Origin of the sequence: Pseudoxanthomonas sp. SL93, from assembly GCF_026625825.1 — a bacterium.
Taxonomy (GTDB): Bacteria; Pseudomonadota; Gammaproteobacteria; order Xanthomonadales; family Xanthomonadaceae; genus Pseudoxanthomonas_A.
Genome location: NZ_CP113065.1, coordinates 1,404,837 through 1,429,016 on the forward strand (window position 1 = coordinate 1,404,837; position 24,180 = coordinate 1,429,016).

Below are 24,180 nucleotides of genomic sequence, written 5' to 3' on the forward strand. Positions count from 1 at the left end.
GTAGCGTGCGCGGTGCGGCCATCCACGAAGCCCCCTGCTCGGGGACGGGACGGGTGCGACCGGCCGTCGCAGGCCCGCCGCGCCTGCTTGCACTAGCATGTAGGCATGTCCACGGCCGTCCTGACGCCTTCTCCGTCGTTCCTGCGAACGTTGTGCAACCTGCGTTGGGTGGCCATCGTCGGCCAGGCCGTCACGGTGCTGGTCGCACTGGGGCCCTTGGGCATGCGGCTGCCGCAATGGCCGTTGTGGAGCGGCATCGCGGCGCTGGCGGTGTTCAACCTCTACGCCAGCTGGCGCAGCCGGCGGCCCCGGCAGGAAACGCCGGCGGAAGCCTTCACGCACATGCTGGTGGACGTGGCCGTGCTGGCCTGGCTGGTCGCCTGGAGTGGCGGCATCGGCAACCCGTTCAGTTCGATGTTCCTGCTGCTGATCGCGGTGTCCGCGCTGGTGCTGCCGTTGCGCTGGGTGCTGGCCACCGGCGTGGCCTGCCTGGTGGGCTATGTGCTGACGGCCTTGTTCGGCCGGCCGCTGCCGCACATGCATGGCAACAGCTTCAACGTGCACCTGTGGGGCATGGCGGTGAACTTCGTGCTGTCGGCCGGCGTGGTGCTGTATTTCTCGACGCGCCTGGTGGCGGCGCTGCGCCAGCGCGAGCAGGAACTCGCCAGGCTGCGCGAGCGGTTCGCGCGCAACGAAGGCATCGTGGCGCTGGCCACCCACGCCGCGGCAGTGGCGCACGAACTGAATACGCCGCTGGCCACCATGACGCTGCTGGCCGAAGACATCCGCGAACATGCGGCCGACGTCGAGACGCGCGAGGATGCCGCGACGATGCGCGAACTGATCGACCTGTGCCGCGATCGCGTGCGCGCCCTGGCGGCATCGGCCGACCTGGGCACGCCCGCCGCGGTCGACCTGGATGGCGTGGTGCAGCGTTGGCTGCTGGTACGGCCCACCATCGAACTGCGGCGCACCGGCGCCCTGCCCCCGTGGCTGGCGGTCGATGCCTCCACCGGCCACCTGTTGCAGGCCCTGCTGAACAATGCCGCCGACGCCAGCCGCCAGGCCGGCTCGCAGCGCGTGGACCTGGACCTGCGTTGTGAAGGCGACGAACTGGTCGGCACCGTGCGCGACTACGGCAACGGCTTCCACGAGTCGCTGCCGTTCCAGTCGGACCAGCTGTTCCGCACCAGCAAGCCCGACGGCATGGGCGTGGGGCTGGCGTTGTCGCACGCCACCCTTGAACGACTGGGAGGCCGCATGAGCATGCAGGCGGTGCAGCCCAAGGGCGTGCAGGTACAGTTCCGGCTGCCGGTCGCGCCCGCAAACGAGGAAACACCATGAAAGGCCTGCTGGTCGACGACGACGAGCTGTACGCACGCACCCTGCAGCGCAGCCTGGCGCGCAAGGGCATCGAGACCGAGATCGCCTTCGACGCCGCCACCGCGCTGGCGCTCGCGCGCGAACACGCGCCGGATTTCGCGCTGGTGGACCTGAAACTGGGCGCCGATTCCGGCCTGGCGCTGATCGAACCCCTGCGCAGCGTGCGCGCGGACATGCGCATCCTGCTGGTGACCGGTTATGCCAGCGTTGCCACCGCGGTGGAATCCATCAAGCGCGGCGCCGACGACTACCTGCCCAAGCCGGCGACGGTGCCGACCATCCTGCGCGCCCTGGGCCTGGAAGCACCCGCGGAGTCGTCCGGCACGCCTTCCGCCGACGACACCATGACGCCGCTCAGCCGGCTGGAGTGGGAGCACATCCAGCAGGCGCTGGCCGAAACCGACGGCAACATCTCCGCCGCCGCACGCCTGCTGGGCATGCACCGGCGTTCACTGCAGCGCAAGCTGGCCAAGCGACCGGGACCCGAGCGGCGTTGGGTGGACGAGTAGCCGCATCGGTCAGCGCATCCGCTTTCGACGTGCAGGGCATGCGCACCCTCGGGGAACGGATCGCTATTGCAGCCTCACCCGCGCACCGTGCAACTGCGGCGCGCCATCGGCCACATCGGTCCAGACCAGCCAAGCGGTGTCCGCGGTTGCCTGCAACCTGGGGATGCCGCTCGCACGGCCACGCGCGGCCAGCGTCGCCACCTCGGTACGTGCCGCATCGCCCCACGCCAGGTCGTAGCGGCCCAACACGAGACGCTGGCTGTCGTCGGCCGCCTGTTCCAGCCAGCTCACCAGCAATCCATCCCCGCTGCGCACCAGGCCCAGCCGCCCCAGCACCTGGGTTCCACTGGCCAGCGTGACCGGCGCGCCGAAGGCATCCCCGGCATTCTCCGACATCGCCGCCTTCACCTCCGGCACACCGCCGGCCTCGGTGTACCAGGCCACCCACACCCTGTTGCCATCGGCCACGACGACGGGACCATTGACCGGGCAGCCGGCGATCTTCCAGTCATCGGCGTGCACGTCACGCGGTGCAGTCCACGCAACACCATCGAAACGCACGATGCGGGTGTCGCGGATTTCATCTTGGGTGCGCCCGCGATACACCACTACCACGCCCCGGTCGGTCATCGCGGAGGACGTGGTGCAGCAGTCGCAGGTGGAGGCATCCAGCGGCCATTCGCCCTCCTGCGCAACCTGCGGATCGTACAACGCAGCGCGCAGCATCATGGCGGCACCACCGGCATGATCGTGGCCATCGTCATGACCTTCATGGCCACCGGCTGCCGCCTTCTGCCGGCTGTCCAGCCACGCGATGCCCAGCGTATCCGCGGACTGCGGCCAGAACGTCACGAAGCCATGGTCGCCCGGCGTCCCGGCGGGATGCACCAGCCGTGGCATGGTCCACGTGGCGCCTCCGTCGCCGGAACGGACCAGGTCCACGCCGTAATCCATCCGTCCGGGCCCGGTGCTGCGCAGCCAGTGCGCCCACAACGACCCGTCCTGCAACGCGTAGACATGCGGTGTATCGGCCCAGTTGCGGAAGAAGTCCTGGCGCTGTGCAATCGTAAGGGGCGCCGACCATGCGGCCGGCGGCGTACCGCCCGGATTGAATCGGCTGAATTGCAGGCGCAGGTCCTTCCCGCTGGAAGGCTCCAGCCAGCTCAGCAGCAGGTCCCCGTCGGCGGCCAGCGCCAGGTCAGGCTGTGCCGATCCCGCGGGCGCGGGCAGCGCCCACGCTTCCACGCGAGCCGCTTCCTTCGCGGTGGCGCCACTGCCGGCGGCCGGCGACTCGGCCGTCGGTGCACGACAGGCCGCCAGGCCCGCGAGCACCGCGCCCAGCATGATCGCTCTGCCCCATGGCCGCGCACTGCCTGTCGTCATCGCATCCGCCCTCGTAACCCAAGGCTATTCCAGCACACAAAGCGAAGCCATGGCCGCGACCGGGTGTCGCAGTCCTACACCGATTCCCGCGAAGGTGGGAGATTGGAAGCAGCGCCGGCCTGCGCTACGGTGCGCGCATGAGCGATCCGGCCCGCGACATCCTGACCCCCAGCCAGCTGAACACGCTGGCGCGCGACCTGCTGGAGAGTGCGTTCCCGCTGATCTGGGTGGAAGGCGAGCTGGGCAACGTCACCCGCCCGGCGTCCGGCCATCTGTACTTCACCCTGAAGGACGCGCGTGCGCAGGTGAAGTGCGCGATGTTCAAGCCCAAGAGCCAGTGGTTGAAGTTCGCGCCACGCGAAGGCCTGCGCGTGCTCGCGCGTGGACGGCTGACCCTTTACGAGGCGCGCGGCGACTACCAGCTGGTCATCGACCATCTGGAAGAGGCTGGCGAAGGGGCGCTGCGGCGCGCCTTCGACGAGCTCAAGGCGAAGCTGGCCGCCGAGGGCCTGTTCGATGCCGACCGCAAGCGTCCGCTGCCGTCGCATCTGCAGCGGCTGGGCGTGATCACCTCGCCGACCGGCGCGGCCGTGCGCGACGTGGTGAGCGTGCTGGAACGCCGCTTCCCGCTGCTGCAGGTGGACATACTGCCTGTGCAGGTACAGGGCGAAGCGGCGCCGGCGCAGATCGTCGACATGCTGCAGCACGCGGGCCGCAGCGGGCGCTACGACGCCCTGCTCGTCACCCGGGGTGGCGGTTCGCTGGAAGACCTGTGGGCCTTCAATGACGAACGGTTGGCCCGTGCCATCGCCGCGTCGCCGGTGCCGGTGGTGTCCGCCGTGGGCCACGAAACCGACTTCACGCTGGCCGATTTCGCCGCCGACCTTCGCGCGCCCACGCCCTCCGTCGCGGCGGAACTGCTGGTGCCCGACCGCCGCGACCTGCTGTCGCGCCTGCGCGTGCTGCAGCAACGCATGGTCACCACGCATGCGCATCGGCTGCGCCAGGCCATGCAGCGCGCTGATCGCGCCGCATTGCGGCTGCAGGCATTGCGTCCGCAGGCGCGGCTGGAGATGCTGCGCCGGCGCGAACAGGAGGCCGCGCGACGGTTGCATGCGCTCTGGCGCGACCAGCATGCCCGCCGGCTGGCGGCGCTGCGGCATGCCGCCGCCGTCCTGCGGGCGCACGCCCCGCAACGTCGGCTGGAACAACTGCGCGAGCGGCTGCTCGCGCTGGCCCCACGCCCGCAGGCGGCGGTCGTCCGTACCCTGCAGCGCGACGCCCTGCGCCTGCGCAGCCTGGCGCGTTCGCTGGAGGCTGTCAGTCCATTGGCGACCGTCGCGCGCGGCTACGCGCTGGTCACGCGCGAGGACGGCACGCTCATACGCTCGGTGGAACAGGTCCGCCCGGGCGATGCGGTCAGCGCGCGACTGAGCGACGGCACCCTGAAACTGCGGGTGGAGTGACCGCGCCGGCAGTGCATGCACTGCCGGTTCCCGCCTGCCTGCCCCATCCACACTTCGCAAGGACTACGACATGATCACCCGCGAACAGCTCGTCGACATGTTCGACAACATGGCCAGGGAAACCTCATGGGATCTCACCAAACCCATGGTATGGGGGTATTTCTTCACGAACGATGCGCGTGCCGAACTGGAGGCCGCTGCCGCCTTGCTGCAGGCGCAGGGTTACCGCGTCGTCGCCCTGTACCTGGATGACAAGGAACGCCCCCGGGATCCGGATCTGTGGTGGCTGCATGTCGAGAAGACCGAGGTGCACACGCCGGACAGCCTGGACCAGCGCAACCAGGCGCTGTACCGCTTTGCCGACGAGAACGACCTGGATGCGTACGACGGCATGGACGTGGGCGTGATCGAGTAGCAGCGCAGTCGAACGGTCCCTGAGAAGAGGGCCGCAGATCGTCCAACCCCACTGCCGCACATGGCGCGTTGAAAGCTCCGTCCCAACCACGGAGTTCCGCCATGTCGCACCGTCGCTACTGCCTCACCCTGCTGGCCGTCGCCGTCCTGGCCGGCTGCACCTCCAGCCCGACCACCAACCGGGTCACCCCGGCAAACGATGCGGCCGCCGCCGCCGGAGCGGCTGCCAGTGCCGCGGAGGCGGAAGCGGCACGCCACGACAGTACCCTCCAGGAAAGCGGCACCCTGGACAGCATCGTCGTCTCGGGCAGCCGCGTGCGGGCCGAGGCGAAGCAGGCCCTGGAGAATTTCGCCCACGCACCGCCGCCGCCCTCGCCCCCCGCGCCCGCGAGCATGGCCTACCGCAGCCTGGGCGTGGTCGCGGCACCGATGCCGTCGCTGCAAACCGCGCCGGCCAACACCGAGAAGTACGCCGCACGCGATGACAACCCTGTGCACCGTACGTCGGTGGAACCGGTATCGACCTTCTCCGTGGACGTGGACACCGGCAGCTACAGCAATGTGCGGCGCATGCTGCGCGAGGGCACGCGGCCGCCGGCCGATGCCGTGCGTGCCGAGGAGTTCATCAACTATTTCCGCTACGGCCATGCGGCGCCGACGGACCGCAGCCGCCCGTTCCGCGTGACCACCGAACTCGCCCCCGCACCCTGGAACGAGAAGCGCCAGCTGCTGATGATCGGCATCCGGGGCTATGACGTGCCCAAGGCGACGCTGCCGCCCGCCAACCTGGTGTTCCTGCTGGATACCTCCGGCTCGATGGAATCGCCCGACAAGCTGCCGCTGCTGAAGCAGTCGTTCGCGCAGCTGGTACCGCAGCTGCGCAGGCAGGACCGTGTCTCCATCGTGGTCTACGCCGGTTCGGCCGGTCTGGTGCTGCCACCGACACCCGGCGACCGCCACGACGAGATCCTCGCGTCCCTCGACCGCCTGCAGGCCGGTGGCAGCACCAATGGTGGCGACGGCATCCGGCTGGCCTATGCGATGGCGAAGCAGGCGTACGTACCGGATGGGGTCAACCGCGTGATCCTGGCCACGGACGGCGATTTCAATGTCGGCACGGTCAGCCAGGATGCGCTGGAAACGATGGTGGGCGACCAGCGCAAGTCCGGCATCGCGCTGACCACGCTGGGCTTCGGCACCGGCAACTACAACGATGCCATGGCCGAACGGTTGGCCGATGTCGGCGACGGCAACCACGCCTATATCGACACGCTGCAGGAGGGACGCAAGGTACTGGTGGAGGAGATGCAGTCCACGCTGCTGACCATTGCCCGCGACGTGAAGATCCAGGTCGAGTTCAATCCCGCGGTGGTGTCGGAGTACCGCCTGATCGGCTACGAGAACCGCGTGCTCAACAACGAGGACTTCGCCAACGACAAGGTCGACGCCGGCGACATCGGCGCGGGCCATGAAGTGACTGCCCTCTACGAGATCACGCCCGTCGGCTCGGATGCCACCCGCCTGCCGGTGCTGCGCTACGGCGACAAGGCCACCACGCCACCGGGCGGCGACACCGGCGAGGTCGCGCACCTGCGCCTGCGCTACAAGTTGCCGGGGGATGACGCGAGCAAGCTGATTGAAGCCCCCATCGCAACCGGCTCGCTCACACGCCAACCGAGCGAGGCCTTCCGCTTTGCCACCGCGGTGGCGGCCTATGCCGATCTGTTGCGGGGCGGCCAGCGCATCGAAAACTGGAGCTGGAATGACGTGACCCGCACCGCACGTGGCGCGTCCGGCAGCGATCCGCATGGCCTGCGCGCCGAGTTCATCGGCCTGCTTGACCAGGCGCGCCGGATGGCAGGCGTGCAGCAGGTGGACACGCCAGCGATCGCAGGCGAATGAGGACGCCGGCAGGGCGAGCCGTGGCGGCAGCGGCTCGCCCTGCCGCCACGACGCCCGCCGGTCAGGCCAGGTCGGCCGAGCCGCCCGTCATGCTCGCGGCGGGACGGCCCAGCAGGTAACCCTGGCCGAGCTCGCAACCCAGTTCCAGCAATGCGTGGCGCTGCTCGTCGGTCTCCACGCCTTCGGCGATCGTTTCGATCCCCAGCGTGCTGGCCAGCGCGAGGATCGCGCGCACCAGCGCCAGGCTTTCCGGACGCGCCTCCGACCCCAGCCCCGCGATGAAGCTGCGATCTATCTTGAGGACCGAAATGGGGAAGCGGTGCAGATACGACAGCGCCGAGAACCCGGTGCCGAAGTCGTCCAGCTGCGCCAGGATGCCGTGCTGCCGCAGGGTGCGCAGGATGCGCAGCGTGCGCGGCGCGTCGTCGAGCAGCGCGACCTCCGTGATCTCCACCCGCATCCGCGAGGGATCGGCACCGTGCGCTTCGAACATCGCCAGCAGGCGATCGGCGAAGTCCGGTGAACGGAAATGGCGCGGCGATACGTTGACCGAGATATAGCCTTCCACGCCCTGCGCGATCCGCCTGACCACCTGCTCGTACAGCAGCCAGTCGACCTGTTCGATCAGGCCACTGTCCTCGCCCAGCTCGATGAACTCCGACGGCAGCAGCAGGCCGCGCCGGTCATGCTGCCATCGCAGCAGGGCCTCGTGGCCGATGATGGTGCGGTCGTCGAGACGACGGATCGGCTGGTAGAACGGCAGGAAGTCATGGTGGTTGATCGCGCGGCGCAGGTCGGCTTCCAGGTCCAGGCTCTGCATGGCCGCTTCGCGCATGGCCTCGTCGAACATCGCGCAGCGGTCGCGACCCTGCTCCTTGGCGCGATACATGGCGGCGTCCGCGTCGCGCAGCAGTTCCTCGCCATTGCGGTAACGCGGGTGCCATATCGCGATGCCGAGGCTGGCCGAAGGAAACAGCTCGCGCCCCGCCACCCACATCGGGCGGCCGAGCACGGCCAGCAGGCGTTGTGCATGGTCGCGCACGTTCTCCACGCCGTCGGTGTATTCGACCAGGATCGCGAACTCGTCGCCGCCCAGGCGCGACACCATGTCGCTGCCGTGCATGCTCATGGTGATGCGGCGCGCCACTTCCACCAGCAGTTCGTCGCCGGCGGCGTGTCCCATGCTGTCGTTGACCAGCTTGAAGCGGTCCAGGTCCAGGAACAGCACCGCGAATGCCTGTCCGTCGCCGTGGCGTGCGCGTTCGATGGCGGCGGAGAGCCGGTCAAGCAGGTGCGGGCGGTTCGGCAGGCCCGTCAGGGCGTCGTGCGTGGCCTGGTAGGTCAGCTGCTGCTCCGCCCGCAGGCGTTCGCCGATCTGGGCCCGCAACTGGTGGTTGGCCTCGGCAAGTTCACGCGTGCGCTCGTCGACCCGGCGCTCCAGTTCCGCGTGCGCGCTGCGCAGGCGTTCCTGGGCGCGCTGGCGGTCAAGGCCATTGCCGATGTGGTGGGCAACGAAGGTCAGCAGGCTCTGGTCGTGCGCGCTGAAGGTCACGTCGGTCGAATAGCTCTGCACCACGACGGCACCCACGGCATCCTCGCCACGGAACAGCGGCACGCCCAGCCAGCTGAAAGCCGGCGGCCCATGCTGCAGCAGCTTGCCCTCCTCGGCCAGGCGATGGATCACCTCGCGGTCGGCCAACAGCGGCTTGCCGGTGGCGATGACGTATTCGGTCAGGCCGTTGGTCATCCGCCGCGACTTGCGCATCGGGTCGCGTTCGTCGATGGAATACGGGAACTGCAGCATGTCGCCGTCGTCGGAGACCAGCGCGATGTAGAAGTTGCGCGCATTGATCAGCTCGTCCACCACCACGTGCACGTCGGCGTAGAAACGCTCCAGGCTGTCCGAGGTGATGGCCAGGTCGGTGATGCGGAACAGCGCACGCTGCAGCTTCTCGGCGCGCTTGCGCTCCATCACCTCGGCCTGCAGCTCGCGGTTGGCCCGCTGCAGCTCATGCGTGCGGGCTTCCACGCGGTGTTCCAGTTCCACGTGCGCGTGCTTGCGGTCCAGTGCGGTCAGGATGTGCTGGGCCACGTAACCCAGCAGGGCGCGGTCCTCGTCGGCGTAGCTGGCCGGCGCGTCGTAGCTCTGCACCACGATGGCGCCACACACGCGGTCCTCGCGGCGCATCGGCACGCCCAGCCAATCGAGGCTGTCCGGGCCGTGCGACGGGTCGCGCATCACGCCCAGTTTCTGCCGGATCACCGCGGAGGGCCCCCGCAGCGGCTGGCCGTGGCGCAGCAGCGCGAAGGTCATGCTGTTGGCCATTTCCTCTTCGCTGAACTCGCGCTCCGGTTCGGCCACGTAGGGATCACGCTGGTCGGCGAAGTACAGGAAGCGCACGCTGCGGCGCTGGTCGTCGTACAGCACGATGTAGCAGTTTTCCGCGTACATCAGCGAGTTCACCACCGCGTGGATGCGGCGGAGCATCTCGGGCATCTCCAGGTCGGCGCCCGCCAGGTCGGCGATCTCGTACAGCGCCTGCTGCAGGCGCTTGGACTTTTCCAGCGACACGATGCGCGCCTGCGCACGCGCGGCGTCCAGCGACGTGACCAGCAGCGTGCGCGCCAGCAGCAGCCAGGGCTCCTCTTCGGCCGGTGGCAGCGGGTGCGGCAGCGACACCGCGACGGCGATGCGCGCATTGCCGTCGGCGTTGTCCCAGGCGTGTACGCGCAGCTCGGGGCTGTCGTGTTCGGCATGGGTGTCGGCCAGAGCCTGCTCCGCCCGCTTGCGCAGCACCGCGGTCGCGGACGGCGTGGCCGCCGCGCCGTTGCCGAGCGCCCAGTCCCGCCAGCACACCGCCAGTTCCGCACCGTCGGGCAGCATGCCGCGCAGCGTCGAGACGATCCTGTCGGCAGGCGACAAGGCGGACTCGGCAGCCGGGTTGTCGGCACTGACGGAGCGTGTGGACATGACCGGTTCCAATGGAGTCGGTGCGGTGCGGTTTCTGGATTTCCCCCGGGGCGAGCATACCGCCAGCGCCCCCCTGAACGGAAACGCCTGCGTCACAACCCCATGCGTGCCCCCGGGCCGTTACTGGACCTTGTGTTCCGCCAGCATGCCATCGCGTTCCCGCATTCCCCCGCCCCCACTCCCATGGATGGATGGCTGAACCACGCCGACGGAAGCGCGCGGGACGGCTTCACGGCCACGCACGGACGGCTTACGCTGGTGGCGGTGAACGACCTTGCAGAACCCGCCGACGAGACCCTGATGCTGGCCTACGCCGCCGGTGACGCGTCCGCCTTCGAATTGCTCTACGCCCGCCACCGCGGACCGCTCTACCGCTTCCTGCTGCGCCAGCTGCGCGACAGCGCACTGGCCGACGAGTTCTTCCAGGATGTGTGGCAGCGCGTGATCACCGCGCGCGCGGGCTGGAAACCGGAAGCGGCCTTCAGCACCTGGCTTTTCCGCATCGCGCACAATCGGCTCAACGACCATTGGCGCGGGCTGAAACATCGCCCGGCCGCCCCCGTGGATGCCGACGAACGCACCGCACGCGTGCCGGACCCGGATACGCCGGAGCGCCAGCTGTCGGACTTCGAACAGCGGCGGCGGTTGCAGGTGGCCATGGATGAACTGCCGGAGGAGCAGCGCGAAGTGCTGCAACTGCGGCTGGAACAGGAACTGACCCTGGAGGAGATCGGCGACATCACCGGCGTTGGCCGGGAGACGGTGAAATCGCGGTTGCGTTACGCGATGGACCGGTTGCGGACGAGGTTGAAAGAATGAAGAAACCCCACGAACCCCTGACGCCGGAAGAACGCGAGCTGGCCGCACAGCTGGCGAAGCTGGGCCCGCATGGTGGCCCGTCGCCGCAGCTGGACGCCCGTATCCTGTCAGCGGCGCGCACCGCCGTGCAGGGCCGCAGCGTGCCAGCAGCACGACGCGCCCGCTGGCCGCTGGGGCTCGGCGTGGCGGCGTCCGTCCTGCTGGCGGTGGGCGTGGCCTGGCAATTGCGTCCGTTGCAGGAAGTGCCGGTGGCCAGCGAAATCCCGGCGGAGGCCATGTCGGTTCCTGCGGCCCCGGAGACCGAAGAGTCGGTGGCCGCGGCCAGCGATGACGCGGCACCGCCGCCCAGTCGCGTCCTTGCCGAGCCTGCTCCCGCCGATCCGCTGCCACCCCCGTCCCGTCCCTCGAAACCGCTGAGCGACCCCGCACGCCAGAACGCCGAGGCCGCCGCGCGCAAGGAAGCCGTGCCGCGCCGCAATCCGCTGTCGGTCATTCCCTCGGTCCCGGGCTTGCCCCTGCCGGTCGAAGCCCCCGCGCCGCAGGCCTTCCCGCAGGCGACGCGTGCGCAGGAGGGCGTGGCTGCCGCCGACGCGGCAGCGGCACCGTCCGCCAGCATCACGACCGCTGCCGACCGCGAAGCGGCAGCCGTGCAGTTCCGCGAGGCGGAATCGCAGCGGCGCGAACAGGACCGGCGCGCCGCGGTCGAGCGCGAAACCGCCGAATCGAGGACCTTGGACAGCATCAGCGTGTCCGGTTCGCGTACACGCGCGAAGCGTACCGACACATACGCCCCGCCAACGCCAGCCGCCCCGCCCGCGCCGCCACCGCCACCCGCGCCGGCCGCCAGTGCCGGCAGCAGCGCCGAGCCCGGAGCCGCCCGCACGGCATTGCGCCGTACCGACCTGCAGGTGCCGGTAGACGAGGACACGAAACTGCCCGAAGACGAATGGCTGGACCGCATCCGCCTGCGCCGTGACCTGGGCGATGCCGCCAACGCCACCCGCAGCCTGCAGTTGTTCGTGCAGGAGCATCCCTTCCAGCGCATTCCCGACGACCTGCGTCCGCTGCTGGGCGACCCGTGACCGACACGCTGGCCGCGCCCGCCTCGCACCTGCTGGAGGCGAAGCACAGCCGTTTCCTGGCGCAGGCCGCTCCGGTCACGTCGCCGGAACAGGCCTTGGACTTCCTCCGCCAGGTCGGCGATCCCGACGCCACCCACAACTGCTGGGCCTACCGGATCGGTCCCGGATACCGGTCGAGTGACGATGGCGAGCCCGCCGGCACGGCCGGTCGTCCCATCCTGGCCGCCATCGACGGCCAGGGATATGACCAGGTCGTCGTGGTGGTGACCCGCTGGTACGGGGGCATCAAGCTGGGCGCTGGGGGACTGGTGCGGGCCTACGGCGGTGCGGCGGCCGAGTGCCTGCGGCTGGCGGCGCGACGGCCGCTGGTGATGCTGCGGACCGTGGAACTGGCGTGCCCGTTCGACGACCTGGGCCATGTGCACGCCGCCGTGCTCGCGCACAAGGCGGAGCGGCTGGAGGAAAGCTTCGACGAATCCGGCGCGCGCCTGACCTTGCAATTGCCGGTGGAGCGGGTGGACGCCTTGAAATCGCAGCTGCGCGACGCCACCCGTAACCGGGTGCGCTTCGTCGATCCGGGGTAGCGCCAGGACGGGACAGGTGTTTGTGGAAGGGGCTTCCGGCACGATGGGAGCGCAGCGGCCTGGTCGGGGCTGAAGCTCCTTCCACAACCGCTTTGACGATGGACACCCGATGACCCGTACGGTCGAAACGACAGACAGCACCTCCCCGCCGAAACCCAAGGCCAAGCTGGGCACGCTGCGCGCCCTGTGGCCTTTCGTGCGCCAGCATGCCGGGCTGTTTACCGCCTGGTTGCTGGCACTGGCGTTGGCGTCGGCGGCGACGTTGAGCCTGCCGGTCGCCTTCCGGCAGATGATCGACAACGGCTTCACCGATGGCGCCAACATCAACCGCGCGTTCCTGTTCCTGTTCGTGGTGGCGGTGGTGCTGGCACTGGCGAGCGCCGCGCGCTTCTACTTCGTTTCGCTGCTGGGCGAGAAGGTCGTCGCCGACCTGCGGGGCCAGTTGTACGGCCACCTGATCGGGCTGGATGCCGAATTCCACGACCGCAGCCGAAGCGGCGAACTGGTGTCGCGCCTGTCGGCCGACAGCGAACTGCTGCGTACCGTGGTGGCCACCAGCATGTCGGTCGCGCTGCGCAGCAGCGTCACCGTGATCGGCAGCCTGGCGATGTTGTTCGTCACCAGTCCGCGGTTGGCGGCGTTCGCGCTGATCGGCATCCCGTTGGCGGTGCTGCCCATCGTCCTGGGTGCACGGCGGCTGGAAAAGGCATCCCGTGCCAGCCAGGATCGCGTGGCCGACGCCAACACGCTCGCCAGCGAGACCCTGGGTGCGGTGCGTACCGTGCAGGCACACGCACGCGAACCCTACGAACGTGGCCGCTTCGGCGCCGCCGTCGCGACCGCCGTGGAAACCGCGCGCAAGCGCATCCGTGCGCAGGCCTGGGTGACCGCCGCCGCCATCACCCTGATCTTCGGTGCCATCACGCTGGTGCTGTGGTCTGGGGCGCACGACGTGATCGACGGCACCATGAGCGCGGGTACGCTGGGCCAGTTCGTGCTGTATGCGCTGATCGGCGGTGGTTCGGTCGGCGCGCTGGCCGAAGTATGGAACGAGCTGCAGCGTGCCGCGGGCGGGATGGGCCGCATCGCCGAGCTGCTGAATGAAACACCGGCCATCCGTGCACCGGCCGCGCCCCGCATCCTGCCGGCGCCGGTGAAGGGCGAGATCCGCTTCGACGATGTGTCGTTCCACTATCCGTCACGCCCGGACCTGCCAGCGCTGGACGATTTCACGCTGACGGTATCGCCCGGCGAAACCGTCGCGCTGGTCGGTCCGTCGGGCGCCGGCAAGAGCACGGTCTTCTCCATGCTGCTGCGGTTCCACGATGCGCAGACCGGCAGCGTGCGCATCGACGGCGTGGACCTGCGGGATCTGGACCCGGCGCAGCTGCGCGAACACATCGCGCTGGTACCGCAGCAACCGACCATCTTCGCGGCCAGCGCGGCGGAAAACATCCGCTACGGCAAGCTGGACGCCACCGACGCGGAACTGCAGGCGGCAGCCGAAGCGGCGGAAGCGGATGATTTCCTGCGCGAGCTGCCCGAAGGTTTCGACAGCCAGCTGGGCGAACGCGGCGCGCGCCTGTCAGGCGGCCAGCAGCAGCGCATCGCGATCGCCCGCGCCCTGCTGAAGGATGCCCCCATCCTGTTGCTGGACGAAGCCACCAGCGCGCTGGACGCGCAGAGCGAACGCGCCGTGCAGCATGCCCTGGAGCGACTGATGGAGGGCCGCACCACGCTGGTCATCGCGCATCGCCTGGCCACCGTATTGAAGGCCGACCGCATCGTGGTGATGGATCGTGGCCGCATCGTCGCGCAGGGTACCCATGAGGAACTGCTGGCGCAGGATGGCCTGTACGCGGAACTGGCGCGGCTGCAGTTCCTCGACTGAGCACGCATGCCGCCGCTTCTTTGACGCCGGCCCATCGGCATGGGCTAGCATGCGGCCTCCCGTCCGGCCTGGGAGCCACGCATGATCTCGGATTCGTTGCCGCCGCTGCTGCGCGGCCTGGGCACCACGCTGATCCTGTTGACCAGCGCCCTGGTGGTCAACGTGGAGCGCACCGGCACGCAGGCGGCCGAGCAGGCGGCATGGGCGCAGCTCGCGGTGAAGGCCGAGGAACTCGCGCGGCAGGACGCGACCGGCTTGGATGCATTGGCTGCCGAAGTAAGGCGGCTACGCCTGCAGCTTCAGGAAAACGACCTGGCTGACGAGGTGTTCGAGAACCCGTGGTTCCAGTGGTTTGGCCTGCTGGGTACCGGACTGATCGCCGCCTCGTTCTTCGTCGAGTGGCGACTCAAGCGCATCATCGCGCGCGCCGCACAGGCAGCCGCGCCGCCCGCCTAGCACAGCGAACGGGTCGGATCAGGCCGCGCTGCCCGCCTGCACCAGCGCCATCGCACGACGCGGCCGGCTGGGGAAAGCGTGCCGCAGGATGCGCCAGACCACCTGGCCGAACTGCCTCGGCAGCGTACCGGTGTTGTAGTGCTGGCCGTAGCGCGCGCAGATCTCGCGCACCTCGCGCGCCAGCTCCGCATACCGGTTGGCCGGGATGTCGGGATAGAAATGGTGCTCGATCTGGTGGCTCAGGTTGCCCGACAGCACGTTGATCAGGAAGCCGCCACGCAGGTTGGACGAGCCGCGCAGCTGGCGCAGGTACCAGTGCCCTCGGGATTCGTTCTTGATGCTTTCCTTCGGGAACGTCTCCGCGTCAGCGGTGAAGTGGCCGCAGAAGATGATCACGTACGTCCAGACATTGCGCAGCCCGTTGGCCACCAGGTTGCCCAGCAGCACCGGCAGGAAGAACGGGCCGGCCAATGCGGGGTAGATCACGTAATCCTTGGCCAGCTGGCGGCCCATCTTGCGCACGACCGGCGCGGACTTGCGACGCAGCTGCTGGGTGGTCATCTTGCCGTGCACCCAGCGCCCCAGCTTGAGGTCCTGGATCGCGATGCCCCACTGGAATAACAGTGCGAAGACGATCGCGACCAGCGGCTGCACCAGGTAGAACGGCTTCCACTTCTGCTCGGGGAAGATGCGCAGCAGGCCATAGCCGATGTCGTCGTCCATGCCCCGCACGTTGGTATAGGTGTGATGGCGGAAGTTGTGCGTATGGCGCCAGTTGTCGCTGGTGGCGACGATGTCCCAGTCGAAGGTCTTGCCGTTGAGCTGTGGATCGCCCATCCAGTCGTACTGGCCGTGGATGACGTTGTGGCCCAGCTCCATGTTGTCCATGATCTTGGCCAGGCCCAGCGCCAACGCGCCTGCGGCCCACAGCACCCAGAACAGCCAGCCCACGGCGCTGTCGGCCAGCCACAGGCCACCGGCGATGGCGGCAGCGAACAGCAGCACGCGGCCTGCCAGCCCGGTGTAGCGCACCACCTTCATGATGGTGCGGATGTAGCGGGCATCGCGCGCGCCCAGCGTCGCGACCGTGCGTGCGCGCAGCGCGTCCAGTTCCTGGCCGAAGCTGTCCAGCTCTTCGGCACTGAGTTTGCGGTTGCGGGTGGCCATCGTGGGGGATGTCATCAGAGATCCAGTTCCAGATCGGTGGCGGCGCTGTTGATGCACAGCTTCAGCGCCTGGGTGGTGTCGTGCGCCAGCGCGCCGCTGGGTAGGTGTCGGGTGCTGCCGGCGGACTTGCCGCAGGCGCAGGTGTTGCAGATGCCCATGCGGCACCCGGAGGCGGGCTTCAGCCCGTGGGCTTCGAGTGCGGTCAGCAGGGATTCGCCACGCGGGATGCGCAGGGTGCGGCCGCTGCGCAGCAGACGCACCTCCACCTCGCCTTCGTCGACGACGGTGACGGGCGCGGGCGTGAAGGCTTCGGCCTGGAACGCGGCGACGCGTCCGGCCAGCAGGCCACGCGCGTTTTCAACAAAGCCGCCCGGTCCGCAGGCCAGCACCTGCAACTCAGCCGGTTCACCCACGCAGGCGACCAAGGTCGCCTCGTCGAGGCGGCCTTCGCCCTCGTCGGCGGCAATCGCGCGCTCGCGCGTCAGCATCAACCGGAAGCGGAAACGCGGATGCCGCGCCGCCAGCGTGCGCAGTTCGTCCAGGAAACAGGCTTCGTCGCGCTGCCGTACCCAGTACACCAGCGACAGGTCGGCCGGCATGCCCTGCCCGGCCATCTGCCGCACCAGCGCCATCATCGGCGTGATGCCGCTGCCGGCAGCCAGCAGGCATACGGGCGAAGCGGGCGTGGCAGGCAGGGTCATGTCGCCGAACGCCTGGCCAAGCTCGAAGACCGTGCCTGGCCGTGCTTCGCCACAGAGGAAACGGCTGACGCGGCCACCCTCGATGCCCTTCACGGTGATGGCCAGCAGCCCGTCCTCGCGCGGCGGCGCCGTCAGGCTGTAGCTGCGGGTCACCCGCACGCCGTCGATCTCCACGCCCAGATTCACATGCTGGCCTGCCTGATGGCCCGCCCAGTGGGCATTGGGCTTCAGCAACAGGGTCACGGCGTCACGCGAAGCGGCTTCGCGACCGACCAGGCGCGCCAGCGGGCGCTCCCAGGACCAGCTGCGGTTGAGCCGGGAAGCCCAGAAATCAAAGATGTCTGGCCTTACCAGGGGCTGGACCAGCCGTTTCAGCGGACCGTGCCGGTGACGGGCAGAGGGGCGGACTTGGGCATTCATGGCCCTACTATACCCATGTGAAGACACTCGTGTATACACTTGTGCACTAATTACTGAGGCTATGATGGCTGCATTCATCCAAGACGCCCTCCGCGTGCCCCAAGCCTCCCAATCCCTGCCGCACGACGACCACGGCCCCGGCCGCAAGGCGACCATCTCCCGCGAGGACCTGCTGGCAGCCGCATTGAAGCTGCTGGGCCCGCATCGCAGCGTGTCCACCCTGAGCCTGCGCGAAGTCGCGCGCGAAGCCGGGATCGCGCCGAACAGTTTCTACCGCCAGTTCCGCGACATGGACGAACTGGCCGTGGCGCTGATCGACCTGGCCGGCCGCTCGCTGCGCAAGATCATCGGCGAGGCGCGTCACCGTGCAGCCAGCAGTGATCGCAGCGTGGTGCGCGGCTCGGTGGAAGCCTTCATCGAACAGCTGCGCGCCGACGACAAGCTGCTGCACGTGCTGCTGCGCGAAGGCAACGTGGGCTCGGATGCCTTCAAGCACGCCGTCGAACGCGAGCTGCAGTTCTTCGAAGAAGAACTCTGCATCGACCTGGTGCGGCTGGCCGCGCGCGACAATGCCAGCCTCTACGAACCCGCCCTGGTGTCCAAGGCCATCACCCGGCTGGTCTTCGCGATGGGTGCCACCGCCATGGACCTGCCGCCGGAGAAAGACGCCGAGCTGGTCAACCAGCTGTCGGAAATGGTGCGGATGATCATCACCGGCTCACGGGCGATCGCCCGCAGCTGAGGCGCCGCTTACGGCGCGATATGGATGGGCGTGCCGACCGGCACGCGACGCCATATCTCTTCCATCTCCGCGTTGGTCACCGCGATGCAGCCATCGGTCCAGTCGCCCGCACGGCCCGGCGGCGTCGCGCCATGGATCATGATGTCGCCGCCCGGGTCCACGCCACGCGCCCGTGCCTGCCGGCGATCGGCCTGGTCGGGATACGAGATGCGCAGTGACAGGTGATAGCGGCTGCGGTCATTGCGGTACGTGATGCGGTAATCGCCTTCCGGCGTGCGCTCATCGCCCTGCTGGCGCTTGTGCCCTACCGGTGCGTCGCCCAGTGCGACCCGATAACCGGCGATCACCCTGCCACCCCGCATGAGCTCCATGCGCCGCCGTGCCTTGAAGACGCGGATCGCGTCCGCCTGCTGTGCGGCGGCAACCAGGGGCGGTGGCCACGCCGCCCCTGGATCCGCCGCCGATGCGGTGGCAGCTGCGCCGACGCCGGCAATCGCAAGCCATGCGATCAGCCACGCGCGCCGGCGGGCGCGGTTCATGGGGGGAGCACCCTGTCCAGCACGCGCAAGATGTCCGGGCTGTCCGGCAGCGTTCCGAAAGCCAGGCCATGCTCACCGCCCAGTCGACTGCGCACGAACAGGGACGCCGCCGGACTGCCGGCGCGCAGCAGCACCGCCGCCTGCAGTGCCAACGCCAGCCGTTCGGTCAACAGACGCGCCCCGCCTTCGCTGGCCGACGACAGGTCGGCATGCAGGCGCGAGACGCAGGCATCGAAGCCGGCATCGTGGCCTTCCGCCGAAGCGAGTTCACGTCGCACCGCCTGGGCCGTTTCCGGTTCGCGCATGAGCGCGCGCAGGACATCCAGGCACTGGATGTTGCCGCTGCCCTCCCAGATGGAATTGAGCGGCGCCTGCCGGTAGAGCCGCGGCAGCATCGATTCCTCCACGTAACCGGCGCCGCCAAGACATTCCTGTGCCTCGTTGACGAAAGCGGGTGCACGCTTGCATATCCAGTACTTGCCCACGGCCGTGGCGATGCGGGCGAACGCGGCTTCGGACGGATCCGTCGGCGACGCATCCACCGCGCGCGCCACGCGCATGGAGAACGCCAAGGCCGCCTCCGCTTCCAGCGCCAGGTCGGCCAGCACATTGCGCATCAGGGCATGCGATGCCAGCGGTCTGCCGAAGGCCACGCGATGGCGCGCATGGTGCACGGCCTGCGCCAGCGCCATGCGCATCTGCGCCGCGGAACCCAGCATGCAGTCCAGACGCGTCAGCATCACCATCTGGATGATGGTGGCCACGCCACGACCTTCCTCGCCCACGCGATGCGCCTGCGCGCCGCAGAACTCGACTTCGCTGGAGGCATTGGACCAGTCGCCCAGCTTGTCCTTCAGGCGCATCAGCTGGAAAGCGTTCTTCCGCCCGTCCGGCAGACGCCGCGGCAACAGGAAACAGCTCAGGCCGCCCGGTGCCTGCGCCAGTACCAGGAAGCCATCGCTCATCGGCGCGGAGAAGAACCACTTGTGGCCGACCAACGCGTAGGTGCCGTCGTCGGCAGGCGTGGCCGTGGTGGCGTTCGTCCGCACATCCGAGCCGCCCTGCTTCTCGGTCATGCCCATGCCCAGGGTGATGCCGGCCTTCTCGGCGATGGGGATGTCGCGAGGGTCGTAGTGCGGTGCCGCCGCCTTGTCAGCCCACGCGCCGAGCACCGGTTCGCGCAGCAGCACGGGCACCGCGGCATGGGTCATGGTCAGTGGACAACTGGTGCCGGCTTCCACCTGGTGGTGCAGGTAACTCAGCGCGGCACGTGCGACCTGCGCACCCGCGGAAGGCGCATGCCATGACAGCCCAGCAACGCCATGCGTCTTGGCCGCTTCCATCAGCCGGTGGTAGGCCGGGTGGAACTCCACCGTATCGATGCGCTGGCCGAAGCGGTCATGCGTTTTCAGGCGCGGGCGGTCGCGGTTGGCATCGAAGCCGAGCCTGTACAGCTCATCGCCGGCAAGCGCCGCATAGGCGGCGAGGTGTTCCGTGAAGGCATCCGCGCCTTCGCGCTGCACTGCTTCGCGCAGCACCACGTCATCGGCCCACAGATCGCGCGGCTCGAACGGCGGCGGCTGATTGTCGACCACGTGGGTTTCAAAGGAGGGAAGGTCTTTCATCATCGGCTCCGTTGCCCCGATCCCGTTCTGGTGCCATTGCCGCTAGCGTGCGCCATCCGCGCGGGCGGCGTCCAATGCGACGGGTTCCGCTTTCCCCAACGCTGCCAGGAATTCCGGTTTCAACGGCAGCTTGCCGAGGAAACCGTGCTGCGTGCCGCTGAGCACGCGCAGCATGTGGCCGCGCCCGCCGGGCAACCTGCCCATCGGCAGGAACGCGATGTCCCGCGCCCGGGCGATCATGTCGCGGTCGGACTGGAAGATCGGCGTGAGCCAGCGACTCCAGAACTGGTAGACCCCCACATGCGCCTGGCGCTGCTGCTGGTACGCCTGCAGGGCCAGCGGCACCTCGGTGTGCGTGCGCAGCGCATCGCGCAATGCCAACGCGTCCATCAGCGCCATGTTCACGCCCTGCCCCAACTGCGGACTCATCGCATGCGCGGCGTCACCCAGCAGCACGAGCCGATCGCGGTGCCACTGCCGCACGCTGACGTCGCGATAGACGGCACGCGCAAGCTGCGCGGTATCGGTGATGCAGGCCAGCCGCTCGTGGGCATCTGGCCAGAGCTGCGCGATTTCCTCGCGCCATGGCGACAGGCCACGCGCATGCCAGTCGTCGAACTCCCCCACCGGCAGGCTCCAGAAGAAACTCAGCCGCGGGGTGTCATCGCCCGGCCGTGTGCCGACCGGCAGCATGCCGATCATCTTCCGTGCCGCCACGTAGCGCTGGCGAAGTTCATCCTGCCAGGCCCAGTCGTCCGCCGGCACCAGGCACCACAATGCGCCCCACGGGTAGACGGCTTCACCCCTCACCTGCCGCGTGGCACCGCGCAACTGCGAACCGGCGCCGTCGGCCGCGATCACCAGGTCGAAGGGACCGTGCCAGCGGCCATGCTGGTCGCGCATGCGCCGGGTGTCGTCATCCAGCGCGGTGATGGTGTGGCCGCGATGCACGTGCCGCGCATCGGGCCAGGCGTCCGCCAGCAGGGTGAACAGCGCGCCGCGCTGCATGCCCAGTCCGAAAAGATTGCCGCCCAGCCCCGCATAGCGCATGTCCATCACCGCGCGGCCGCACGGCGTCTCGCCATGCAGGCGATGCACGCGACGGCCATGCGCCAGCGCGGACTCCAGCAGACCCAGTTCCCACAGCACCTGCAGCCCCGTGGGTTGCAGCAGGAAACCGGCACCCACCGGACCGAGCTCCGCCGCGCGTTCGAACACCTCCACGCGATGGCCATCGCGAGCGAGCAGCAGCGCGGCCGTTTGTCCGGCGGTGCCGTAACCGATGATCGCGATGTGCAGGGCCGTCATGGCGTGCGGGGATCCTTTCCGGGCAAATGGCGCCGCGGTGCGTGTCGCTTGCCGACGGACGGCAGGCCGATTCCGTAGTAAACGGATGTACCTGCCAGTCGTGGAAGCACGGCGCCGGCCATTCCGTGCGAAAGGAAATCAGGGCGCGTAAAAAACCCCGCCGAAGCGGGGTTCAAGAAAATCGTCGTGGATCAGGCTGCCGGCGTGATGTTGGACGCCTGTGCGCCCTTCGGGCCCTGGGTCAGCTCATAGCTGACGCGCTGGCCTTCCTGCAGGCTGCGGAAGCCCTTGCTGTTGATCGCGGTGTGGTGTGCGAAGACATCGGCGCTGCCATCTTCTGGCGCGATGAATCCGAAGCCCTTGGCGTCGTTGAACCATTTCACGGTACCGTACGGCATAGCGCTTGCATTTCCTTTTCTGGATGCGGGTGGAATGTGTGACAGGCCGTCACACGCGCCGAGTATGCAAAGGCTGGCGCGAGTTGACAATCACCCTCTCGCCAGCGCGCCCACCAGGGCGGGGATCCCGGCCGAGGCCGCCGCCACGTTGGCGAGCACATCGTCCATGGTGATCTCCTCGTCGGTACCGCAGCCGGCCGCCCAGTTGGCGACGATGGCCAGGCAGGCATAGTCCAGGCCCAGCTCGCGTGCCAGGCCGGCTTCCGGCATGCCGGTCATGCCGACCAGGTCGCAGCCATCGCGTCGCAGGCGACGGATTTCAGCCCGCGTTTCCAGGCGCGGGCCCTGGGTCGCACCGTAGCAGCCACCGTCCACCAGCGACACGCCGGTGGCGGCCGCGGCGGCCAGGATCTGCCGGCGCAACGCGGGCGTGTACGGGTCGCCGAAATCCACGTGCAGCACCTCGCTGCCGGGCTCCTCGCACAGCGTGGAGATGCGTCCCCACGTGTAGTCGATCAGCTGGTCGGGGCAGGCCAGCACGCGCGGGCCGAAGGCATCGGTGATGCCGCCCACGGTATTGAGCGCCAGCACGCGGCCGGCACCGATGTCCTTCAGGACCTGCAGGTTGGCGCGGTAGTTGACCTGGTGTGGCGGCACGGAATGACCCTCGCCATGCCGCGCCAGGAACGCCACGCGTTGCCCGTGCAACGTGCCGATGCGCACCGGGCCGGAGGGCTGGCCGAAGCGGGTGTCCAGCGCGTGGGTTTCCACGTCCTGCAGGTCGGCAAGCCTGTAGACGCCGGTGCCGCCGATGACGGCGAGCGCAATGTCGGCCATCGTCATTCCTTCAATGCGTAGATACCCGGCAGGTTGCGGCCCTGCTCGTGGTAATCCATGCCGAAGCCGAACACGTAGCGGTCGGCCACCTGCAGGCCAACGTAGTCGGCGCAGATGCCGGCCACGCAGCGGTCGTGCTGCTTGGTGGTCAGCGCGGCGATGCGCACGTCGGTGGCCCCCTGCTCCAGGCACCACTGCTTGACGGCCAGCAGCGTGTGGCCCTCATCGAGGATGTCGTCCACCAGCAGCACGCGGCGACCATACAGCGCGGTCGCCGGCCGGTGCTTCCAGACCAGTTCGCCCCCGGTGGTCTCGCCGCGGTAGCGGGTCGCGTGCAGGTAATCGAACTCAAGATCCATGCCCAATGCGCCCAGCTCGAGCGACAGCTGCCCGGCGAAGGGCAAGGCGCCGTGCATGATGGTCAGGTAGACCGGTACTTCGCCTGCGTAGTCGGCCGCGATCGGCGCGGCCATGCGGGTGATGGCGGCATCCAGCGTGGCGCGGTCGACCAGCAGGTCGGCATTCGCCAGCGCATCGGCCAGCCGGGGGCGTGGCGTGCCCATCGTGTTCGTCATCATGCAACTCCCTGGGTGGCGCCGGTCAGGCGCGACTGTGCGTCGCCGTAGCGCTGGTCGGCCAGCAGTCCTTCCCAGCCGCGGGCGCCGCGACCGATCAGCCCCAGCACGGCGGCCGTGTTCAACGCGCGATCCTCGACCGCCTTCAATGATTCTTCCGCCAGCTTCGGCGAACACACCAGCACCACGTCGCAGCCCGCATCCAGGTGGTCGTGGATGCGCTGCTTCACGCCACCGGCGGAGAACGCGGCGGCCATGCCGATGTCGTCGGAGAACACCACACCGCGGAAACCCATTTCTTCGCGCAGGACGTTCTGGATCCAGAACGGCGAATAGCCGGCCGGCTCGGGCGCCACCGCCGGATACTTCACGTGACCCATCATCACGGCATCGGCGCCGGCCTCGATGCCCGCCACGAAAGGCACCAGGTCCTCGGCCCGCAGCACGTCCAGCGTGCGCGGATCGACCGCGTCGTCGAAGTGGGTGTCTTCCAGTACCGTGCCATGGCCGGGGAAATGCTTCAGCGTGGCCGCCATGCCCACGCTCTGCATGCCGCGCACGTAGGCGCGGGTGAATTCGGCGACGACCTGCGGATCGGCGTCGAAGGCGCGGTCGCCGATGGCCCGGTTGCCACGCGCCAGGTCCACGACCGGCGCGAAGCTCAGGTCCACGCCACTGGCGCGTACCTCGCTGGCCATCAGCCACGCATGCTCCTCGGCACGCTGCAGGGCGGCCTGCGGATCCTGTGCGTACAGCCTGCCGAATCCTTCGAGCGCAGGCAGCGCGCTGTAGCCGTCTCGGAAACGCTGCACGCGGCCGCCTTCCTGGTCCACGCAGACCAGCTGCGGGCGAGGTGCGGCTTCGCGGATGGCCTGCGACAGTTCGGCCACCTGCGTGCGCGAGGCGAAATTGCGGGTGAACAGGATCACGCCGGCCACAGCGTCGTGCTGCAGCCAGTCGCGCTCCTGCGCGGTGAGTTCGGTGCCGGCGATGCCGATGACAAGCATT

The 24,180-nt window shown here is 68.9% G+C and carries 22 protein-coding genes; 11 read left to right on the forward strand and 11 right to left on the reverse strand.

Going from position 1 to position 24,180, the window contains the following annotated elements; all coding sequences use genetic code 11:
* Positions 1-105 precede the first annotated feature (105 nt).
* Positions 106-1,344, forward strand: a complete 1,239-nt coding sequence (locus tag OVA13_RS06510) for an ATP-binding protein (protein ID WP_267792975.1) — start codon at positions 106-108, stop codon at positions 1,342-1,344.
* A complete protein-coding gene (locus OVA13_RS06515) occupies positions 1,341-1,892 on the forward strand; it encodes a response regulator transcription factor (RefSeq protein WP_267792976.1) in 552 nt (183 codons plus the stop codon). Before OVA13_RS06510 ends, OVA13_RS06515 begins: the two co-directional genes overlap by 4 nt.
* Positions 1,893-1,955: 63 nt before the next feature.
* Here OVA13_RS06515 and OVA13_RS06520 read toward each other — a convergent pair whose 3' ends face one another.
* Positions 1,956-3,275, reverse strand: coding sequence for a hypothetical protein (locus OVA13_RS06520; RefSeq protein ID WP_267792977.1), 1,320 nt, complete (start codon positions 3,273-3,275; stop codon positions 1,956-1,958).
* Positions 3,276-3,412: 137 nt separating this feature from the next.
* On the opposite strand from OVA13_RS06520, the gene xseA reads away from it, so the two are divergent.
* The 3 genes from xseA to OVA13_RS06535 all read left to right on the forward strand — a co-directional run bounded on the left by xseA (position 3,413) and on the right by OVA13_RS06535 (position 7,057).
* The gene (gene xseA, locus OVA13_RS06525; RefSeq protein ID WP_267792978.1) at positions 3,413-4,741 is read left to right on the forward strand and encodes an exodeoxyribonuclease VII large subunit; all 1,329 of its coding nucleotides are present in this window, start codon (positions 3,413-3,415) and stop codon (positions 4,739-4,741) included.
* Positions 4,742-4,811: 70 nt separating this feature from the next.
* The gene (locus OVA13_RS06530; RefSeq protein ID WP_267792979.1) at positions 4,812-5,156 is read left to right on the forward strand and encodes a ribonuclease E inhibitor RraB; all 345 of its coding nucleotides are present in this window, start codon (positions 4,812-4,814) and stop codon (positions 5,154-5,156) included.
* Positions 5,157-5,257: 101 nt separating this feature from the next.
* Positions 5,258-7,057: a vWA domain-containing protein gene (locus OVA13_RS06535; protein ID WP_267792980.1), complete on the forward strand. Its 1,800-nt coding sequence runs from the start codon at positions 5,258-5,260 to the stop codon at positions 7,055-7,057.
* Between the two features lie 61 nt (positions 7,058-7,118).
* On the opposite strand, the gene OVA13_RS06540 is transcribed toward OVA13_RS06535, so the two are convergent.
* Positions 7,119-10,028: an EAL domain-containing protein gene (locus OVA13_RS06540; protein ID WP_267792981.1), complete on the reverse strand. Its 2,910-nt coding sequence runs from the start codon at positions 10,026-10,028 to the stop codon at positions 7,119-7,121.
* A 264-nt stretch (positions 10,029-10,292) separates the two neighbouring features.
* On the opposite strand from OVA13_RS06540, the gene OVA13_RS06545 reads away from it, so the two are divergent.
* The 5 genes from OVA13_RS06545 to OVA13_RS06565 all read left to right on the forward strand — a co-directional run bounded on the left by OVA13_RS06545 (position 10,293) and on the right by OVA13_RS06565 (position 14,860).
* Positions 10,293-10,847, forward strand: coding sequence for an RNA polymerase sigma factor (locus OVA13_RS06545; RefSeq protein WP_267793470.1), 555 nt, complete (start codon positions 10,293-10,295; stop codon positions 10,845-10,847).
* On the forward strand, positions 10,844-11,929 hold the full coding sequence (locus OVA13_RS06550) for a hypothetical protein (protein WP_267792982.1): 1,086 nt from the start codon (positions 10,844-10,846) through the stop codon (positions 11,927-11,929). Before OVA13_RS06545 ends, OVA13_RS06550 begins: the two co-directional genes overlap by 4 nt.
* Positions 11,926-12,513, forward strand: coding sequence for an IMPACT family protein (locus OVA13_RS06555; protein ID WP_267792983.1), 588 nt, complete (start codon positions 11,926-11,928; stop codon positions 12,511-12,513). Before OVA13_RS06550 ends, OVA13_RS06555 begins: the two co-directional genes overlap by 4 nt.
* Before the next feature lie 109 nt (positions 12,514-12,622).
* A complete protein-coding gene (locus OVA13_RS06560) occupies positions 12,623-14,404 on the forward strand; it encodes an ABC transporter transmembrane domain-containing protein (RefSeq protein ID WP_267792984.1) in 1,782 nt (593 codons plus the stop codon).
* A gap of 81 nt (positions 14,405-14,485) precedes the next feature.
* Positions 14,486-14,860 (forward strand): hypothetical protein, encoded by a 375-nt coding sequence (locus OVA13_RS06565; RefSeq protein WP_267792985.1) that lies wholly within the window; start codon positions 14,486-14,488, stop codon positions 14,858-14,860.
* Between the two features lie 18 nt (positions 14,861-14,878).
* Here OVA13_RS06565 and OVA13_RS06570 read toward each other — a convergent pair whose 3' ends face one another.
* A complete protein-coding gene (locus tag OVA13_RS06570; protein ID WP_267793471.1) occupies positions 14,879-16,027 on the reverse strand; it encodes a fatty acid desaturase family protein in 1,149 nt (382 codons plus the stop codon).
* A gap of 14 nt (positions 16,028-16,041) precedes the next feature.
* On the reverse strand, positions 16,042-17,148 hold the full coding sequence (locus tag OVA13_RS06575) for a ferredoxin reductase (protein ID WP_267792986.1): 1,107 nt from the start codon (positions 17,146-17,148) through the stop codon (positions 16,042-16,044).
* Between the two features lie 64 nt (positions 17,149-17,212).
* Here OVA13_RS06575 and fabR point away from each other — a divergent pair, with 64 nt between their 5' ends.
* Positions 17,213-17,890, forward strand: a complete 678-nt coding sequence (gene fabR / locus OVA13_RS06580; RefSeq protein ID WP_267792987.1) for an HTH-type transcriptional repressor FabR — start codon at positions 17,213-17,215, stop codon at positions 17,888-17,890.
* A gap of 8 nt (positions 17,891-17,898) precedes the next feature.
* Here fabR and OVA13_RS06585 read toward each other — a convergent pair whose 3' ends face one another.
* The 7 genes from OVA13_RS06585 to nagZ form a co-directional block, all read right to left on the reverse strand.
* Positions 17,899-18,429 carry a L,D-transpeptidase family protein gene (locus OVA13_RS06585; protein WP_267792988.1) on the reverse strand — a complete coding sequence of 177 codons (531 nt, stop codon included), beginning with the start codon at positions 18,427-18,429 and terminating at the stop codon, positions 17,899-17,901.
* On the reverse strand, positions 18,426-20,057 hold the full coding sequence (locus tag OVA13_RS06590; protein ID WP_267792989.1) for an acyl-CoA dehydrogenase family protein: 1,632 nt from the start codon (positions 20,055-20,057) through the stop codon (positions 18,426-18,428). The genes OVA13_RS06585 and OVA13_RS06590 overlap by 4 nt, the downstream gene beginning before the upstream one ends.
* Positions 20,058-20,096: 39 nt before the next feature.
* Positions 20,097-21,362 (reverse strand): FAD-dependent oxidoreductase, encoded by a 1,266-nt coding sequence (locus OVA13_RS06595; RefSeq protein WP_267792990.1) that lies wholly within the window; start codon positions 21,360-21,362, stop codon positions 20,097-20,099.
* Positions 21,363-21,553: 191 nt separating this feature from the next.
* Positions 21,554-21,760, reverse strand: a complete 207-nt coding sequence (locus OVA13_RS06600) for a cold-shock protein (RefSeq protein ID WP_055942196.1) — start codon at positions 21,758-21,760, stop codon at positions 21,554-21,556.
* 90 nt (positions 21,761-21,850) lie between these two features.
* Entirely contained in the window at positions 21,851-22,603 is a 753-nt protein-coding gene (locus OVA13_RS06605; RefSeq protein ID WP_267792991.1) for an S-methyl-5'-thioinosine phosphorylase, read from the reverse strand.
* Complete coding sequence (locus tag OVA13_RS06610; RefSeq protein ID WP_267793472.1) at positions 22,600-23,160, reverse strand: hypoxanthine-guanine phosphoribosyltransferase; 561 nt, start codon at positions 23,158-23,160, stop codon at positions 22,600-22,602. The genes OVA13_RS06605 and OVA13_RS06610 overlap by 4 nt, the downstream gene beginning before the upstream one ends.
* Positions 23,161-23,171: 11 nt before the next feature.
* Complete coding sequence (nagZ, locus tag OVA13_RS06615) at positions 23,172-24,179, reverse strand: beta-N-acetylhexosaminidase (RefSeq protein WP_267792992.1); 1,008 nt, start codon at positions 24,177-24,179, stop codon at positions 23,172-23,174.
* Position 24,180 lies beyond the last annotated feature (1 nt).

Excerpts from the sequence above, each read along its gene's own strand:
- OVA13_RS06510 (WP_267792975.1), top strand. The coding sequence starts at position 106 with ATGTCCACGGCCGTCCTGACGCCTTCTCCGTCGTTCCTGCGAACGTTG.
- OVA13_RS06570 (WP_267793471.1), bottom strand. The coding sequence starts at position 16,027 with ATGGCCACCCGCAACCGCAAACTCAGTGCCGAAGAGCTGGACAGCTTC.
- OVA13_RS06515 (WP_267792976.1), top strand. The coding sequence starts at position 1,341 with ATGAAAGGCCTGCTGGTCGACGACGACGAGCTGTACGCACGCACCCTG.
- fabR (WP_267792987.1), top strand. The coding sequence starts at position 17,213 with ATGGCTGCATTCATCCAAGACGCCCTCCGCGTGCCCCAAGCCTCCCAA.
- xseA (WP_267792978.1), top strand. The coding sequence starts at position 3,413 with ATGAGCGATCCGGCCCGCGACATCCTGACCCCCAGCCAGCTGAACACG.
- OVA13_RS06610 (WP_267793472.1), bottom strand. The coding sequence starts at position 23,160 with ATGGGCACGCCACGCCCCCGGCTGGCCGATGCGCTGGCGAATGCCGAC.
- OVA13_RS06540 (WP_267792981.1), bottom strand. The coding sequence starts at position 10,028 with ATGTCCACACGCTCCGTCAGTGCCGACAACCCGGCTGCCGAGTCCGCC.
- OVA13_RS06585 (WP_267792988.1), bottom strand. The coding sequence starts at position 18,429 with ATGAACCGCGCCCGCCGGCGCGCGTGGCTGATCGCATGGCTTGCGATT.
- nagZ (WP_267792992.1), bottom strand. The coding sequence starts at position 24,179 with ATGCTTGTCATCGGCATCGCCGGCACCGAACTCACCGCGCAGGAGCGC.
- OVA13_RS06575 (WP_267792986.1), bottom strand. The coding sequence starts at position 17,148 with ATGAATGCCCAAGTCCGCCCCTCTGCCCGTCACCGGCACGGTCCGCTG.
- OVA13_RS06530 (WP_267792979.1), top strand. The coding sequence starts at position 4,812 with ATGATCACCCGCGAACAGCTCGTCGACATGTTCGACAACATGGCCAGG.
- OVA13_RS06600 (WP_055942196.1), bottom strand. The coding sequence starts at position 21,760 with ATGCCGTACGGTACCGTGAAATGGTTCAACGACGCCAAGGGCTTCGGA.
- OVA13_RS06535 (WP_267792980.1), top strand. The coding sequence starts at position 5,258 with ATGTCGCACCGTCGCTACTGCCTCACCCTGCTGGCCGTCGCCGTCCTG.
- OVA13_RS06605 (WP_267792991.1), bottom strand. The coding sequence starts at position 22,603 with ATGACGATGGCCGACATTGCGCTCGCCGTCATCGGCGGCACCGGCGTC.
- OVA13_RS06565 (WP_267792985.1), top strand. The coding sequence starts at position 14,486 with ATGATCTCGGATTCGTTGCCGCCGCTGCTGCGCGGCCTGGGCACCACG.
- OVA13_RS06550 (WP_267792982.1), top strand. The coding sequence starts at position 10,844 with ATGAAGAAACCCCACGAACCCCTGACGCCGGAAGAACGCGAGCTGGCC.
- OVA13_RS06560 (WP_267792984.1), top strand. The coding sequence starts at position 12,623 with ATGACCCGTACGGTCGAAACGACAGACAGCACCTCCCCGCCGAAACCC.
- OVA13_RS06595 (WP_267792990.1), bottom strand. The coding sequence starts at position 21,362 with ATGACGGCCCTGCACATCGCGATCATCGGTTACGGCACCGCCGGACAA.
- OVA13_RS06520 (WP_267792977.1), bottom strand. The coding sequence starts at position 3,275 with ATGACGACAGGCAGTGCGCGGCCATGGGGCAGAGCGATCATGCTGGGC.
- OVA13_RS06590 (WP_267792989.1), bottom strand. The coding sequence starts at position 20,057 with ATGATGAAAGACCTTCCCTCCTTTGAAACCCACGTGGTCGACAATCAG.